This window comes from Sulfitobacter sp. 15WGC (assembly GCF_005068605.1).
Classification (GTDB): Bacteria; Pseudomonadota; Alphaproteobacteria; order Rhodobacterales; family Rhodobacteraceae; genus Sulfitobacter; species Sulfitobacter faviae.
In genome coordinates this window covers 1-14,983 of the sequence record NZ_SZNL01000026.1, presented here as the reverse complement: position 1 = coordinate 14,983, position 14,983 = coordinate 1, and the positions used below count along the sequence as shown (strand labels likewise).

14 protein-coding genes and 1 pseudogene are annotated in these 14,983 nt (G+C 56.6%); 6 read left to right on the top strand and 9 right to left on the bottom strand.

The window, feature by feature from the left end; genetic code table 11:
• The first annotated feature begins 176 nt into the window (after positions 1 to 176).
• Positions 177 to 644: a hypothetical protein gene (locus FCK22_RS16350; RefSeq protein WP_136720635.1), complete on the top strand. Its 468-nt coding sequence runs from the start codon at positions 177 to 179 to the stop codon at positions 642 to 644.
• Between the two features lie 49 nt (positions 645 to 693).
• Here FCK22_RS16350 and FCK22_RS16345 read toward each other — a convergent pair whose 3' ends face one another.
• From FCK22_RS16345 to FCK22_RS16335, 3 genes are all read right to left on the bottom strand, one after another.
• Positions 694 to 2,934, bottom strand: a complete 2,241-nt coding sequence (locus FCK22_RS16345; RefSeq protein ID WP_136720634.1) for a M10 family metallopeptidase C-terminal domain-containing protein — start codon at positions 2,932 to 2,934, stop codon at positions 694 to 696.
• A 19-nt stretch (positions 2,935 to 2,953) separates the two neighbouring features.
• Positions 2,954 to 3,304, bottom strand: a complete 351-nt coding sequence (locus FCK22_RS16340; protein WP_136720633.1) for a hypothetical protein — start codon at positions 3,302 to 3,304, stop codon at positions 2,954 to 2,956.
• Positions 3,305 to 3,502: 198 nt separating this feature from the next.
• Positions 3,503 to 4,519 (bottom strand): replication initiator protein A, encoded by a 1,017-nt coding sequence (locus tag FCK22_RS16335; RefSeq protein ID WP_136720632.1) that lies wholly within the window; start codon positions 4,517 to 4,519, stop codon positions 3,503 to 3,505.
• A 466-nt stretch (positions 4,520 to 4,985) separates the two neighbouring features.
• Between FCK22_RS16335 and FCK22_RS16330 the strand changes: the two genes are divergently transcribed.
• The gene (locus tag FCK22_RS16330; RefSeq protein WP_136720631.1) at positions 4,986 to 6,374 is read left to right on the top strand and encodes an AAA family ATPase; all 1,389 of its coding nucleotides are present in this window, start codon (positions 4,986 to 4,988) and stop codon (positions 6,372 to 6,374) included.
• A 139-nt stretch (positions 6,375 to 6,513) separates the two neighbouring features.
• Positions 6,514 to 7,521: a ParB N-terminal domain-containing protein gene (locus tag FCK22_RS16325; RefSeq protein WP_136720630.1), complete on the top strand. Its 1,008-nt coding sequence runs from the start codon at positions 6,514 to 6,516 to the stop codon at positions 7,519 to 7,521.
• 47 nt (positions 7,522 to 7,568) lie between these two features.
• Here FCK22_RS16325 and rfbA read toward each other — a convergent pair whose 3' ends face one another.
• Genes rfbA through rfbC form a run of 4 tightly spaced genes read right to left on the bottom strand, consistent with a single transcriptional unit; the run spans position 7,569 to position 10,880 of the window.
• Complete coding sequence (gene rfbA / locus FCK22_RS16320; RefSeq protein WP_136720629.1) at positions 7,569 to 8,441, bottom strand: glucose-1-phosphate thymidylyltransferase RfbA; 873 nt, start codon at positions 8,439 to 8,441, stop codon at positions 7,569 to 7,571.
• The gene (rfbD, locus tag FCK22_RS16315; RefSeq protein ID WP_136720628.1) at positions 8,438 to 9,280 is read right to left on the bottom strand and encodes a dTDP-4-dehydrorhamnose reductase; all 843 of its coding nucleotides are present in this window, start codon (positions 9,278 to 9,280) and stop codon (positions 8,438 to 8,440) included. The genes rfbA and rfbD overlap by 4 nt, the downstream gene beginning before the upstream one ends.
• Entirely contained in the window at positions 9,277 to 10,314 is a 1,038-nt protein-coding gene (rfbB, locus tag FCK22_RS16310; protein WP_136720627.1) for a dTDP-glucose 4,6-dehydratase, read from the bottom strand. The genes rfbD and rfbB overlap by 4 nt, the downstream gene beginning before the upstream one ends.
• A complete protein-coding gene (gene rfbC, locus FCK22_RS16305) occupies positions 10,311 to 10,880 on the bottom strand; it encodes a dTDP-4-dehydrorhamnose 3,5-epimerase (RefSeq protein ID WP_136720626.1) in 570 nt (189 codons plus the stop codon). The genes rfbB and rfbC overlap by 4 nt, the downstream gene beginning before the upstream one ends.
• A gap of 135 nt (positions 10,881 to 11,015) precedes the next feature.
• Between rfbC and FCK22_RS16300 the strand changes: the two genes are divergently transcribed.
• Positions 11,016 to 12,008, top strand: coding sequence for a glycosyltransferase (locus FCK22_RS16300; RefSeq protein WP_136720625.1), 993 nt, complete (start codon positions 11,016 to 11,018; stop codon positions 12,006 to 12,008).
• A gap of 14 nt (positions 12,009 to 12,022) precedes the next feature.
• Here the strand turns inward: FCK22_RS16300 and FCK22_RS16295 are convergent, their stop codons facing one another.
• A complete protein-coding gene (locus tag FCK22_RS16295) occupies positions 12,023 to 12,835 on the bottom strand; it encodes an ABC transporter permease (RefSeq protein WP_136720624.1) in 813 nt (270 codons plus the stop codon).
• Between the two features lie 91 nt (positions 12,836 to 12,926).
• Here FCK22_RS16295 and FCK22_RS16290 point away from each other — a divergent pair, with 91 nt between their 5' ends.
• Positions 12,927 to 14,174: a sugar transporter gene (locus tag FCK22_RS16290; protein WP_136720623.1), complete on the top strand. Its 1,248-nt coding sequence runs from the start codon at positions 12,927 to 12,929 to the stop codon at positions 14,172 to 14,174.
• A 16-nt stretch (positions 14,175 to 14,190) separates the two neighbouring features.
• Entirely contained in the window at positions 14,191 to 14,859 is a 669-nt protein-coding gene (locus FCK22_RS16285) for an ABC transporter ATP-binding protein (protein ID WP_136720622.1), read from the top strand.
• A 9-nt stretch (positions 14,860 to 14,868) separates the two neighbouring features.
• On the opposite strand, the pseudogene FCK22_RS16280 reads toward FCK22_RS16285, so the two are convergent.
• Positions 14,869 to 14,983, bottom strand: a pseudogene (locus FCK22_RS16280) (IS5/IS1182 family transposase); the annotation flags it as partial.

Genomic DNA, 14,983 nt, shown 5'->3' with positions numbered 1-14,983 from the left:
GACAACGGCTTGGATCATCGACAAGCTTTCCGTGCCCGTGCTAGCAACGAATCTAAATCCCATCCTTCTCTTCCAACGCCGGATCCGATGTGTCTCAAACTGTATTTCTTGCTGCGCGAAGTTTGGCGCATCTCCTAGGGCAGACCGACGAAGGCCCGGCTTCTAACACGTCACCTTTGGTCGATGGCATTTATTTCAGTTGGGACGATGAAAATGGCGCGGTGGCCCTTGAGGTACAATCGCCCCCTGGCCAGCTGTGCCACCTAACCGGACGGATCAGCGGCGCGCCGGAGTGGCTGGCGCTAAACATCTCTTTAGGCGTTTTGGATTTCGCGCCGGGTGATACCTTTGGTATGGCGGCCAATGTCAGCGGTGCGCCCTGCACGCCCTATCTGCGTAGCCTGCACGGTGAGATGCTTTTGGATACAGCATTGCAGGACGACCTGAGGGAAGGCCCACAACCTCTGCTACGTACATTTGATGCACATGATGGGGCCATTGGTCAGGGCGGTTTTCACACATTGGTGCTGCCCCTGCCCCGGCAGGATTTCACTTGGGCGCTCCATGACATGGCCATATTCATGCTGCCCGCCGGCAAGGGCCTGCGCAGTGCGCCGCTAACCCTGTCGAGTTTTGCCAGCTAAGACAGGCAGCGTTTAAACACTGCCTGTCTTGATGCTTTCCTATCCTCGCTCAGAGAATATCGATCACCCCTGCAAGACCGGTGCTTGTCGTGATCCCGTCCAAGATAAACTGTTCATCCGCCGAGAAGCGCAGCGCAAGGCTGCCATCCGACATGGTGACAAGGAACTGATCAACCACCTGCTGCGCGTTCAACCCGCCGCCCCAAACTGCGTCGTCGATCCACAGGCGGTCGCCTTCGCCGATGCTGAAATCGGTAAGCGTATCGCGGCCAAAGTTGTCGTAGAAGATAAAGGTATCGGCCCCAACACCGGCATCGAGTTCATCATCTCCGCCGCCGCCGACCAGCGTATCATTGCCCCAACTGCCGCGCAGCGTGTCATCGCCCTCGCGCCCATAAAGCAAATCATTCTGGCTGCCGCCGCCGATCAGATCATTGCCGCTGCCACCGTCCAGCACATCATTGGCCCAGCTACCCCAAAGCGTGTCGTTACCGGTGCCGCCATTCATATAGTCGCCACCGCCGCCGCCGCTCAGCTCGTCGTTTTCGGTGCCGCCATACATGGAGTCGTCACCATCGCCGCCCCAAAGAATATCATTGCCAAGTTCGCCATACATAAGATCATTGCCGTTGCCGCCGCCGACCGTGTCTTGGCCGTCATTGCCGTGCAGGGTGTCACGTCCGGCAGCCCCCCAGACTTGATCGTCGCCCGCGTCGCCCCAGACAAGATCATTGCCGCCGCTGCCGCCCACCGTGTCGTTGCCCGCACCGCCATAGATAACATCGTTGCCGCTGCCGCCATAAACACCGTCAACGCCATTCTCGCCATAAAGCGTATCGTTACCGTCGCCGCCGTAGATGGTTTCCTCGCCATCTCCGCCCCAGACTTGGTCCCAGCCACCGCCTGTAAGAATCAAATCGTTACCACCATTACCTCGGACTTCATTTCCCGCCCAGTTGCCTGAAATCGTGTCATCGCCCGAGCCTGCAGAGATGTTCTCGATCAAGGTGCCGCGCGCGATGCCAAGGTTGCCGATCAGTCCGCCTACATCTGAGAAATTGCCACCAGCCAGATCGATTCGATCAGCCGTAGTCGAAAAACTTAAATCAAGCAGATCTGTGCCGCCACGGTCAAAAATGGTAAAGCTAATCGCCCGTCCGCTATAGATTGAGCTGCTACCGGTACTGCTCAAAGCGTTGGAAAAGTACCCTGATAGGTTGGTGCCCTCACCCCAGATGGTGTTACCTTGGGTAACATTAGATGCGCCATAGAGGTTCTGGATCGCAATGATGTCGACCATCTGGGCACCGATGACAGCAGCATAGCTTGCGTTCACTGTCGTATTTTCGTTCTGATTGAAATACGACATCACCGACAGCTGCCAGCTGTCATTCGAGAAAGTCTCATCTGTGCCATAGGTGGCATTGCCGTTATAGGCCCCTTGGTGGCCCAGACCCAAAGCATGGCCAATCTCGTGGATGTAAGTGGCAAAAGAGTAGCTATCGATTGTGGTACCATAGCTGCTGAGCCAGTTGGTCGAAATATTCACCGTTGCGGATTGGACCGTGCTACCAATGGTCGAAGACGAGGCATAGGCGCCTGACTCGTGATCTTGAAAGGTCATATCGGCGCTGTAGCTGCTGGTGACCTGGAATTCCAAATCGGCCACAAGTTCCCACGCTTCAAATGCCCAACGGGCAAGCTGTTGTCCTGCGGCTGTCAGACCGCTAATATTGACGGTGATGATATTGTCGCTGCTGGTGTCAAAACTGCGGCCTGACCGGCCAGAGGATTGCCAATATCCATCGGTCAGAAAGTCAGCCATGTCATCCAGCGTCCCCACGGCCACCGGCTCTGGCGGCGCGACAGTCGACGTTTCCAGCGTATAGGAACCAGTAGATGTGCCAAAAGCATCTGCAACAAGATAATAGGTACCGCTGCTGCTAGCTGTGAAGTTAATAAGTGAATCAAGACCTGGTCCACCGTCATCATCCCACGCGACGACCAAGCCGTCGGAACCATGAAGCCATAGGTAAGGATCGCTGAGGGAGTTGCCGTTAAGAGAAAAGGTATAGCTTTGCCCAGCAGTGAGTTCGATAGCGACCCAATCTTCATCAATGGTTGAACTGATTGTGCCGTTGAACGTATCGCCAACATCCATCGTATAATAGGCAGATACGCCCCCCGGTGCGTCGACGACTTCATTGATCACTGCGGAATCGCCATGACCGGGCTCATCTTCGGGTCCGTGAAAATCAAGCGGGGCGATGGAGGACTGTAAACTGAGCATGAGAAAACTCCGGAAAAAACTAGTTAGAAGAAAAGAGAGCACCGCTGGCCTTCACAAGGTCATTGGCAAATTGAGCGAGCAAAGAGGGCGAAAGCCCCCTGTCCATCACGTCAAAATCCAGTTGAGGACCTTTGGCCGGGCCATTGCCGCCTGTTTCACGGGACAAACGGCCCGAGATCGCATGGGCGGTATAGGTGCTGATCTGCAGGGCCAAAACAGTATCGCCAGCCCCGGCAGGGACGACACCCATATTTACCGGTGCAGGTTGCGCCGCGCGCAACGCCTTGGCCACGGCATTGCAAAGCGCGGGATCAACCGGCGCATCACAACGCAAAATCAGCTGACTGACCCCGCGGGGTTTGTCGGACATAGCAGAGGAGGCTGACGAAAAAATGATCATCCCCCCCACAGTGATGACGCCGATTATGGCGGAAACTAAAGCTCGCATAGCTATCCTATTAGCGGATTTCCGCTTTTATCGCTATATTTTTATGCTGCGTTCACCAGCTTCGGGAACTTTTTTTGTAAGTTGCGCGCTTGTGCGCGAGCCCTATTAAGCTGTTGGCGCTTATCGGCCCCGCTTTGCACGAGTCTCTACCCAGCCGAGAAATGCGCGATCAGGTACCACCAGCCGCCGTTGGCCGCTTTCGCGCCACCACGCCTGCCATTCGGCCTCGAGCGCATGAACGTCCTCTCCCGGCATCAAGAGCCGCGCTTGGGCTAGCGCGTCAGAGCTCAGCAGCGGCACATCTCCCGCACCCGGCTCCACCACTTGGCCGCGACGCGTAAAAAGTATAATATCGCCTGGGTCTTCACTGATATCATAATCTGGCAGCCCCTCTGCGATCATCTTGCGCACCGCTGCGCGAAACACCCGCACCGGAGCGGCGGAGCCGGATTTCTTATGCAGTATAGGCAGCGAGATCCGCCACTCCGGTTGGCGGCCACAATGTTTGCGCGCCAATTCATAAAGCCGCCGCTCCAGCGGTTTGCGCAGACCAAAGTAAGCGCGATTCAAAGTCAGAACCGATTTGTTCATCACCGCGCGAAACAGCCATTCCGACAACACCACGGTAACACTCAACATCCGTCCACCCCGGCCTTGTCGGGCGATTTCCCAGCTTTCGATCAGACCAAAGCCTTGGGTTACTTCAATGCCACCGGTGGTCATATTCGTAGTGATCCTTGTGCCGGCCAACCGCTCGAAAGCGTCGCGCAGCCGGGCATAGCTATCGCCGGAAGTATCGCGGTTGGTCGCGACCAAAAGGTCATGCGCCTTGAGCGTCAGCCGCCGCGAGATCTCGCGACCTGCATTCAGCCCCGCCATCAACTGGCTGACACAATAAATCAGGATGTCTTTGTCGTGGATCGTCGCGCGGCCCTTCACCGAAGGCACCACATCAACGGTCGTATCATTATGGGCATAGCTCAGGATGCGACGGTCAGGCCGGGTGGAAAGCGAAAAGATCGGATGTTCCATCGTGCCCAGATCATCCTTGGGCGCGGCATCAAAAATATCGCAGACAAAGAAATCGCCTGCCCCTCGGGGAGCGGACAAAGGTCCGCCTGCCGCTGCTGCTGTCATCGCCTGTCGCCTCATTGCGGGCGATGGACATATGCCGCTCACCCCTGCCTCTGCTCGTGCCCCTGTTTAAGGGTGCGTTTGCTGCCCCCGATTCTTCGGGGTTTCAGTGACACCCAACCTAAAGTTATCCACATTCCCCGTCCAGCGTTCCCTCCCCCGCCAACGTGGGATCAGAGTCGCAGCTTCGGGGGATCAGAGTCATTTCAACGTCGTTTCAGAGTCGGACGGCCAAACGAAATCACAAAAAAAAACTAAAGACCTCAAGGCATTGCCGGTAGGGCCATCGCTCTGTAACGTATTATTAACGAATATATAACGTAAAAAAGATGGCTGTAGCCTCTCAATGGCTCACCACTGGATCTCGAAAAACTCAGGTTTGCTTGGAAAATACGACATAAGGCCACTCTTTCCTTCCATGTAAGCGCTTTTATGATACGTTGCCAAAAACCGCACACATGAGGCGAGAATGGCAGCAGAAATTTCGGGCAAGCCCCCCTATTTCAACATTGATCCTGATAGGGCCCAAAGCGCTTTGGGCGCGGCCACCACCACCGCTAGTTTCGAGGCCATCGCCCAAGCCTGCAAAGCAGGGCGTAGCGATCTGGAAAGCCGCGGGCTTGAGACCACAGGCGCGCGCAGCCTGCGCCGTTTTTCCACCTGGGAAATTACCCGCTATCTGATCCCCGTCGCCACCGGTCATTTCCGTCGCGTGCTCAAGAACAATCCCGATCTGCCGCAAGGCCTGTCTGAGACCGAAGGCGGTGCCAAATGGTTCACCCTTGACGAGGTGCTGCGCCTGCGCGCGCATTTCGGCCAAGAAGGGTCCAAGGCCAAAGAATACCTGCCCTACCGTCCCGCGGGCCAACCGGCCAAAATGGTTGCCGTTGCCAATTTCAAAGGTGGTGTAGGCAAAACCTCAACTGCCGCGCATCTGGCCATGTCAGCTGCCCTTGATGGCTACCGGGTGCTGGTCGTCGACCTCGACAGCCAAGGGTCAATGACGTCGATCTTTGGTGGCAAGGTAGAGGATGAATGGCAGACGGTCTTCCCGCTTTTGGCGCGCCACTACGCAGGCCACCAACGGATCGAGAACCAGCGCCGCCTAGATCGCGGCGACCCGCCCGTGCCGTTAGACGATACGCTGAGCGACGCGTTGGAGGTTCACAGCAATAGCTTAATCCAGGAAACCCATTGGCCTAATATTGATCTAATCGGCGCCCAGTTGAACCTCTATTGGGCGGAGTTCCAAATTCCTGTTTGGCGCATGTCGGGGCGAGGCTGGAAACTTTGGGATGCACTCACCGATACATTCGAGGCCGACGGCGTGCTCGATCGCTACGATGTGATTTTCATCGATACGCCCCCTGCTCTCGGCTATCTGACTATTAACGGTCTCGCCGCTGCCAACATCCTGCTGGTGCCGCTTGGTGCATCGTTTCTTGAGTTTGATTCCACCGGTCGGTTTTTCGACATGCTTCATGCGACCTTTGGCTCAATCGAAGAGGCTGAGAATATGGCCGCTCGTGCCCTTGGCCAAGCCGAGTTGAATTTTGAGTGGGATGCAGTGCGGGCCGTGGTCACCCGTTTTGATGGCGCGCAGCAGGCTGAGCTTGCAGCCCTGATGCAGGCCTATCTGGGCAATACGCTATCGCCGCACCGGCAGGATTTCACGGCCCTGATCGGTCAAGCCAATGAGCAGGTCCAAGGGATCTATGAAGCCGACTACCGCGATTTTAACCGCGAAACCTATGTGCGTGGACGAGAGACTTTTGATGCGACCTATGCCGCTTTCAAACAGCTTTTGATTGGCGCATGGCGACGCGATGAGCTTGCCGCACGCGAGGCAGCGGAATGAGCGAACTGCTCCAAAATGTTTCGCGCGCGAAACATTTCAGCGCCCTGCCCTACCGCGCTCGTTACAACGAACGCCGCCCTAATCCTTCGTTCAGCCCGCGCCGCCAGAGTGCCGGCGTCCCGTCACAAGGAGCCACCCTATGGCCAAGCGCAAACGTCTAACCCCCGCCAACCCCGCCTATCTTGGTGCCGCGCCCGAGACAAAATCCATGTCACCGCTTGGCCCCGCCACGCTACGTGCGCCCATCGCGGATGTCGCCTTAGAGGCATCCGCCACCTCCGCACTGGCGCAGATGAGCGATGAACTGGCCAATGCTCGAAGCTCTGGCCGAATGATCGCCATGCTGGATCTGGCACAGGTTAAGATGGATTACCTCGTCCGCGACCGCGTTGTTGCAGATGACGAAGATATGCAGGCTCTGATCGCGTCTCTCCGTGATAGAGGCCAGCAAACCCCGATCGAAGTAGCGGATCTTGGTGGTGGCTCCTATGGGCTGATTTCTGGCTGGCGACGGTGTCAGGCGCTGATGCGGCTTAACAGCGAGGGCGGGGAGACACGTCAGGTATTGGCCCTGCTGCGCAAGCCAGCCGAAGCTTCTGACGCCTATCTGGCAATGGTCGAGGAAAACGAGATCCGTGTTGGGCTAAGCTATTTTGAGCGCGCCCGCATCGCCGCCAAAGCTGCGGACGAAGGGGTCTACGACAGTGACAAAGCTGCCCTGTTGAGCCTGTTTCGCGCAGCATCTCGCGCCAAGCGATCCAAGATCCGGTCTTTTCTTCCAGTGGTTCGTCAGCTCGATGGCGTGTTGCGTTTCCCACAGGCTTTGGGCGAACGCATGGGGCTGCAATTGGGCAAGTTTCTTGAAGAAGATGCCGGTTTCGCAGCCCGGCTGACCAAGCTTTTGCAGGAGGCAGAGGTGACGGATGCACAAACAGAACAGGCGGTGATTGCCCAGGCCCTTACCCCAGAAAAAGAAGCGAAGGTGCCGAAAGCCAAGACTAACGCTACGGTCTATACAGAGACTGAAATTCGCCCCGGTTTGACCCTGCGCGATCATGGAAAAGACAAACGCATTGAGATCTCGGGTGATAATCTGACGCCAGAGCTGCGGCACCGCTTACTCTACTGGCTGAAATCTCAGCGTTAGAGATTAAATTTAGACTCTAAAAATGTTTCGCGCGCGAAACATTTGGTCTATTTTAGCAGACCTAAAAGGTAATCGCCGTAGCTGTTCTTTGCAAAAGTCTCGGCCCGGGCGCGCAGGTCTTCGGCACCGATCCAACCTTTGCCGAAGGCGATCTCTTCGGGGCTGCCCACTTGAAGCCCCTGCCGTTCCGAAAGTGTCCGCACAAAATTACCTGCGTCCAGCAGGCTGCCATGGGTGCCAGTATCAAGCCATGCAAAGCCACGGCCCATCTGTTGAACCGAGAGCGCATCGTCGGCAAGATACATTTCCAAAAGCGAGGTGATCTCCAACTCCCCCCGCGCCGAAGAGGTAACGTCACGAGCCCGAACAGGCGCGCTGCCATCAAGAAAATAGAGCCCGGTTACCGCGTAATGGGAGGGGGGCACGGCAGGCTTTTCGACAATCGCGCGCACTTTTCCATCAGAGTCAAAATCTACCACACCATATCGTTCAGGATCGGCGACGCGGTAGCCAAAGACGGTCCCGCCGGTCTGCTGCGCATCGGCTGCGGCAAGCGCTTCAGGCAGGCCATGACCAAAGAAGATGTTGTCGCCCAGCACCATAGCCGAAGGCGCGCCGTTTAGGAAATCTTCGGCTAACAGATAGGCCTGCGCCAAACCGTCGGGGCTGGGTTGTTCGATGTAGGTAAGATTTAGCCCCCATTGTGCACCGTCGCGCAAGCTGCGTTTGAACTGATCGGCATCTTGCGGCGTGGTGATCACTGCGATTTCACGGATGCCCGCCAGCATCAGCACTGACAGGGGATAGTAGATCATCGGTTTATCATAGATCGGCAGCAACTGTTTCGAGATGCCCATGGTGATGGGATAGAGCCTTGTTCCAGATCCGCCAGCCAGCAGAATGCCTTTGCGTGCGCTCATGTCAGTTTCTCCACGATATCTTGCAGCGCCGCACGCCAATCTGGTAGTGTAATGCCGAAATCAGTTTCTAAACTTGCGCAGTCAAGCCGGGAATTTAGCGGCCTTTCCGCCAGTGTTGGGTACTCTGATGTGGGAATTCCAGTCACTTCCATAACCTGTTTCGCACAGGAAAATGTTTCGCGCGCGAAACATTTCCACGAGGTCGCTGGATGCCCTGCAAAGTGATAAGTGCCTCCGTCCTGTCCCGCTACCATGGCGCCTGCCATCTGCAACAGTGCTTCGGCGATTGCCAGTGCCGGTGTGGGGCCGCCGATCTGATCATCGACAACGTTCAACGCATTTCGGGCTTCGGAAAGGCGCAGCATGGTGGTGACAAAATTGTTTCCTGTAGCGGAAAACACCCAAGAGGTCCGCAGTATCGCATGATGCCCCCCCGCTGCACGCACCTCGGCTTCACCTGCTGCTTTGCTTCGCCCATAGGCATTTAGGGGAGCGATTTCATCGCTGGGCTGCCAGGGTCGTGTTCCACTGCCGTCGAAAACATACTCGGTAGAGACATGGAGAAAGGGGATATCCAGTTCGGCACAGGCTTGAGCCATGGCACCGGGGGCATCGCCATTGACGATATGGGCCAGCGCCTCTTCCTCTTCGGCGCGGTCTACGGCCGTATAAGCCGCAGCATTGATTACAGCAGAGGGGCGGGCGGTGTGGATCGCTTCGATACAGGCGGTGGGAGAACTGAGATCAGCGCCCTCCCGTCCGAGGAACGTGGCATCTTGGGCAATCTTTTGCAGCGCCAAAGCCAACTGCCCTGTGCGTCCGAAAACCAACAAACTCATACCCGGCCCAGCCTTTGGCCAACACCATCTCGGGCCTGCAACGCTTGCCACCACTCAGTGTTATCGAGGTACCAGCGGACCGTCCGGCGCAATCCTTCTGCCAAAGTGACCGAGGGTTGCCAGCCCAGTTCGTCGCGGATGCGACTGGCGTCAATGGCATAGCGTGCGTCATGGCCGGGGCGGTCTTCGACGTAGGTGATCAACTTCTCATAAGGGTGTTCTGCCGGGCGCATCTCATCCAGTAGACTGCAAATCATCCGCACCAGATCGATGTTGCGCGCCTCGGCATTGCCGCCAATGTTATAGCTGCGTCCCACCGTGCCCTTTTGCAGCACCGTCAACAGCGCCTCGGCGTGGTCTTCGACATAGAGCCAATCACGCACATTCTCGCCCGCGCCATAGATCGGTATCGGTTTGCTCGCGAGCGCGTTAAGGATCACCACCGGGATCAGCTTTTCGGGAAAATGGTAGGGGCCATAGTTGTTGGAACAATTGCTCAGCAGCACCGGTAGCCCATAGGTCTCTCCCCACGCGCGAACAAGATGATCTGAGGCGGCTTTGGAAGCTGAATAGGGGCTATTTGGCGCATAGGCCGTCTCTTCGGTGAACAAACCCTCAGCGCCGAGCGACCCGAAAACTTCATCGGTCGAGACATGGTGAAACCGAAATGTTTCGCAGCGGTCCTTGCGCAGCCAATAGGCGCGGGCGGCTTCAAGCAGATGGTAGGTGCCGGTCACATTCGTGTCGATGAAAGCGCCCGGCCCGTCAATGGAGCGGTCAACATGGCTTTCCGCGGCCAGGTGCAACACTGCATCTGGAGCATGATCCGCGAATATCCGGGCGAGCGTTGCGGCATCGCGGATGTCGGCTTTTTCAAAGATATAGCCGTGCAGGGCGGCCACATCGGCTACATTGTCCAGACAAGCAGCATAGGTCAGCGCATCGAGGTTCACCACCTCATGCCCTTGCGCCATTGCGCGGCGTACCACAGCAGAGCCGATGAATCCGGCCCCGCCGGTTACGAGAATTTTCATACCCCGCCCTCCCAGTGGAAATGTGGCTCTAACTCGGTCAGCCGCGGCGCTTTTGCATCCTTGTCTGACAGGATCGGAGGACGATCGCCCAGTCCCCAATCAATGCCGATGTCAGGATCATCCCATCGCACCGCCGCGTCGCAGTCCGGCGCATAGGTATCGCTGCATTTATAGACAATCTCGGTCATTGGCTCACGGGTCACGAACCCATGCAGGAATCCTGCAGGGATCAATAATTGCCGGCCATTCACAAAGCTAAGATCGACCCCGACCCATCGACCAAAGCTGGGTGAGCCGTGACGGATATCTACCGCCACATCGAAAAGCGCCCCGCGTCCACAGCGCACCAGTTTGGCCTGCGCATGGGGCGGGGTCTGGAAATGCAATCCGCGTAGGGTGCCCGCCGTTTCAGAGAGCGAGTGATTGTCTTGCACAAATTCATAATCCAGCCCGGCGTCGGCCATGGTTTGTGCATTCCAGCTTTCACTGAAAAAGCCACGCGCATCACCATGGCGTGCAGGGGTCAAGATCAATACCCCGGGCAGGGTGGTCTTCTCGATCTGCATGGCGCACCTTGTAAGTAAAATTCGGTTTCTTTTGCCACAGGAAAGCGCCACGCGTCACCCTGACATGGACAAGGTTTGACAAGTGATTGTTGTTGTGACCTTTGCGCCCCTAGCAAAACGGTCAAGGCAGCGAAGATGGACAGTGGTGTGACAGTAGAGCAGCAAGGGGCAGGGCGCGTGGTCGCGGTGGTGGTTACCTTTAATCGGTTGGCCCAGTTGCAGGTGACTTTGCCTCGGCTTTTGGCCACTGCACCTGAGTATTTGGACGTGGTACTGGTGGTAGACAACGCCTCGACAGATGACACACGCGACTGGCTTGCCACTCAAACAGATCCGCGATTGGAGGTATTGCGCTGCGCAACAAACCTTGGTGGTGCCGGCGGTTTTGAAGCCGGGATGCGGCAGGCCATATCGCAGTTTGACCCGGATTGGGTACTGGTTATGGATGATGATGCACGGCCAGACCGTTCAGCATTAGAGACGTTTCACGCGCATAACAGAAGCAAGGCCGAAGCCTGGGCCGCAGCGGTCTACCATCCCGATGGGCGTATCTGCGATATGAACCGGCCTTCGGTTAATCCGTTTTGGAACCCTGCCGTTTTACGCCGGACGGTTACTGGAGGCGGACGCAATGGTTTTCACATTGGCCGGGCTGAGTATGAGGCTGAAAGTCCCACTTCCATTGATGGCGCGTCTTTCGTTGGGCTGTTCGTCTCCCCCGCGGCCATTGCGCGGGTCGGCTATCCGGATGGGTCGTTATTTATTTACGGGGACGATGTTCTATACACGCTAAAGTTGCGCCAAGCAGGGGGAGAGATCCTTTTTGATCCGGGGCTACGCTTTGAGCATGATTTCAGCTCCATCGGTGAAGATACACCCCGGATCACGCCTCTGTGGAAGGTCTATTATTACACGCGCAACTTGGTGATGGTGTACCGTCTGGCCGCGGGCTGGCTGTTCTGGCTGATCCTGCCGCTGATCTCCCTGAAATGGTTTCTTAAACTGCGCTATTACGAGGGCGCGCGCTGCCGCTATTTGGGGCTGTTTGTCCGTGCGCTGCGCGATGGGTTGTTGCAGCGCACGAAGGTCAGCCATGAGCGGGTAAAGGCCTGGGCGGACGGAAGCTAGCTGCCCTTGGCGCCTTAGCCGTTGTTGAGAATATCGCGGTGGTGTCGCCCCATTAGCACGACCCCTAAAAACAAACAGATCAGCGCGACTGTGAGCACATAGACCTCACTGATATAGTCCCCGCGATAAGTCGGGTAAAAGCCCTGCCGCATCAGTCCGGTGACATGAACAAGCGGGTTGTACCACAGGATATCTTGGGCAAAGGTTGGCATGTCGTCATAGAGAAAGATGACTCCCGAAATAAGAAAAAGCGGCCGGGTAACGATGGACCAGACCTGCATCCAAACCGGAAACAGGCCGAAGATCACGCAGTTCAACATACCTATGCCCAAGCCGACCAAGATCGCCAATCCTAAGGACATTAAGATTGGGCCGATGTCGAGCAAGATGCTGGTGTCGATGACGCTCAGAATACCGGTGATCAAAATCAACATGACCAACACATCGGTGAGCGTGTTTAGCACGAAACGCGCGATCACGGCATCGACCCAAGTGACCGCAGGATAAAATAGCAACGTGCGTGAGAAGTTGATGCTGCGCGCCACGTTGTTTGACAGGTTTTGATATACTTGGAATGGCAGGAAGCCGGTTGCAAAGAACAATACGAAACTGTTGCCCAACGCCGGGGTGCGTACGATCATCGACATCCCGACCGACAGGATAATCACCCCGCCTAACGGTTCCAACAATGCCCAGGCATAGCCGCCGGGGGAGCGGCCATAGCGTGTTGCCATCTCACGGATCATTAGCGCCATCACGGCGCGCAACGTAGCAAAGCGCCGGTTCACGCCGCTGCCGGGGCCGGGTTGCTGGGCGGGAAGAGACATGGCGCGGACGCATCCTATGCTGGTAATCCAAGATCCTATTATGTAAGAGTAACAGTTGGAATTCAAACTGACTTTGGCCGGATGACCCTTCATGAATGACGCCTCTCCCGGTGCTGCAAAGCCCGCGTCCGAGCCCCAGAAGCCCATCAAGCCCGCACCTCAAGAAAACTCTGAGGTCGCGAAACCTGCAGTGTCCAAACCTAAGATCAATGCCACGGTGCCGCCCGCTACGATGAAACGTCGCCACTGGGGGTTGTTCGGATCTTTCCTACTGATCGTAATGATGCCCCTTATGGCAGTCGTGCTCTATATGTGGTTGGTGGCGGTAGACCAATATAGTTCCGTCACAGGTTTCACCGTGCGCCAAGAAGAAGGCGGCGGCGCGTCAGAGCTTCTTGGGGGGCTTGCAGCTCTCACCGGCTCCACAGCATCTGCCGACAGTGATATCCTCTATGAGTTCATCCAAAGTCAGGCTCTTATTCAGGCGGTCGATACGCAGCTTGACCTTCGCGGGCATTATTCGGCTCTGTGGGAAAAAGATCCGGCCTTCGCGCTCTGGCCCGATCCAAGCATCGAGGATCTTGAATCCTACTGGCAGCGGATCGTGCGCATCTCGCAATCGTCTGGATTGATCGAAGTGCGGGTTCTGGCTTTTGATCCAGAGATGGCGCAGGCCATTGCTCAGGCAATCTTGGCAGAAAGCCAATCGATGATCAACGCGCTGAACAATCAAGCGCGTGAAGATGCGATGCGCTATGCCCGTGAAGACTTGGAAGAGGCTGTGCTTCGGCTGAAGGCTGCGCGCGAAACCCTGACCGCTTTCCGCACTCGCACCCAGATCGTTGACCCAGAGGCCGATATCCAAGGTCGCATGGGGGTGATGAACAACCTACAGCAACAGCTGGCCGAGGCACTGATCGAACTAGACCTGCTGCGCGAGACCACCAGTGACGGCGACCCCCGATTGGTCCAGGCGCGGCGTCGGATCGAGGTGATCCGTGACCGTATCTTCGATGAACGGCGCACCGTTGTCAGCGATACCACCGAAAATGGCGCTGTGGGGGAAGATTACCCCAGTTTGATCGCGGAATTTGAAAGCTTGATGGTGGATCGTGAGTTCGCTGAAGGAACCTATCGCGCTTCGCTTGCTGCCCTAGACTTGGCGCGGACCAAAGCCGCTCGTCAGAGCCGGTATTTGGCCACCTATGTGACCCCAACTCTCGCACAAACAAGTGAATTCCCTCAGCGTTTCACCATTGCTGGGGTGGTTGGGCTGTTTTTGTTGCTCAGCTGGTCGGTGATCGTTCTGGTCTATTACTCGATCCGCGACCGCAGTTGAGCGGGCAGGGGGCGACGTGATCCGGTTCGAGAATCTGACCAAAAGCTACCGGGTGCGCGGCATGCGTAAGGTGGTGATCGACAATCTCAACATGGAATTGCCTACGGGCCATTCTCTGGCGCTTTTGGGGCGCAACGGGGCCGGGAAATCGACCTTATTGCAGATCATCGCAGGTACGTTGCGCCCTGACAGCGGGCAGGTAGTCTCTAACGGATCCATCTCTTGGCCGGTGGGGTTCGGTGGCTCTTTTCACCCAGATTTGACAGGCGCGCAGAACGTGCGGTTCGTGGCACGTATCTATGGGGTCGACACCGATGCGCTGGTCGATTTCGTTGAGGACTTCGCTGAAATTGGAAAGCACTTTTATATGCCGGTTCGCAGCTATTCATCAGGTATGAAGTCGCGTCTGGCCTTTGGTACCTCTATGGGCATTCGATTTGACACCTATCTGGTGGATGAGGTCACCGCCGTGGGCGATGCGGCATTTCGCAAAAAGAGCCAAGAGGTCTTTCGCGAGCGGATGAAGGTCTCAAGCGCGATCCTAGTCAGTCATGACATGGGGCAGGTGCGTGAGATTTGCGACACCGGCATCGTTCTGGCCGAAGGCAGCCTGCGTTATTTTGACAATATCGAAGAGGCGGTAGAGGCCCATCTGGAGATTGTGGCGCAGCGTTGGAAGACCTAGGGTCAGGATTCATAACCAATAAATGACGAGAGCCGCGAGCGCGATGGCAGAGAGAAACACCTTAGGGCAACGGTCATAACGGGTCGCGACACGCCTCCAATCCTTAAGCCTACCGAACATGATT

Coding starts and splice junctions, on each gene's coding strand:
- FCK22_RS16300 (WP_136720625.1), top strand. CDS start 11,016: ATGGACAGTGGTGTGACAGTAGAGCAGCAAGGGGCAGGGCGCGTGGTC.
- FCK22_RS16325 (WP_136720630.1), top strand. CDS start 6,514: ATGGCCAAGCGCAAACGTCTAACCCCCGCCAACCCCGCCTATCTTGGT.
- FCK22_RS16340 (WP_136720633.1), bottom strand. CDS start 3,304: ATGTCCGACAAACCCCGCGGGGTCAGTCAGCTGATTTTGCGTTGTGAT.
- FCK22_RS16335 (WP_136720632.1), bottom strand. CDS start 4,519: ATGACAGCAGCAGCGGCAGGCGGACCTTTGTCCGCTCCCCGAGGGGCA.
- FCK22_RS16295 (WP_136720624.1), bottom strand. CDS start 12,835: ATGTCTCTTCCCGCCCAGCAACCCGGCCCCGGCAGCGGCGTGAACCGG.
- FCK22_RS16290 (WP_136720623.1), top strand. CDS start 12,927: ATGAATGACGCCTCTCCCGGTGCTGCAAAGCCCGCGTCCGAGCCCCAG.
- rfbB (WP_136720627.1), bottom strand. CDS start 10,314: ATGAAAATTCTCGTAACCGGCGGGGCCGGATTCATCGGCTCTGCTGTG.
- rfbA (WP_136720629.1), bottom strand. CDS start 8,441: ATGAGCGCACGCAAAGGCATTCTGCTGGCTGGCGGATCTGGAACAAGG.
- rfbD (WP_136720628.1), bottom strand. CDS start 9,280: ATGAGTTTGTTGGTTTTCGGACGCACAGGGCAGTTGGCTTTGGCGCTG.
- FCK22_RS16345 (WP_136720634.1), bottom strand. CDS start 2,934: ATGCTCAGTTTACAGTCCTCCATCGCCCCGCTTGATTTTCACGGACCC.
- FCK22_RS16330 (WP_136720631.1), top strand. CDS start 4,986: ATGGCAGCAGAAATTTCGGGCAAGCCCCCCTATTTCAACATTGATCCT.
- rfbC (WP_136720626.1), bottom strand. CDS start 10,880: ATGCAGATCGAGAAGACCACCCTGCCCGGGGTATTGATCTTGACCCCT.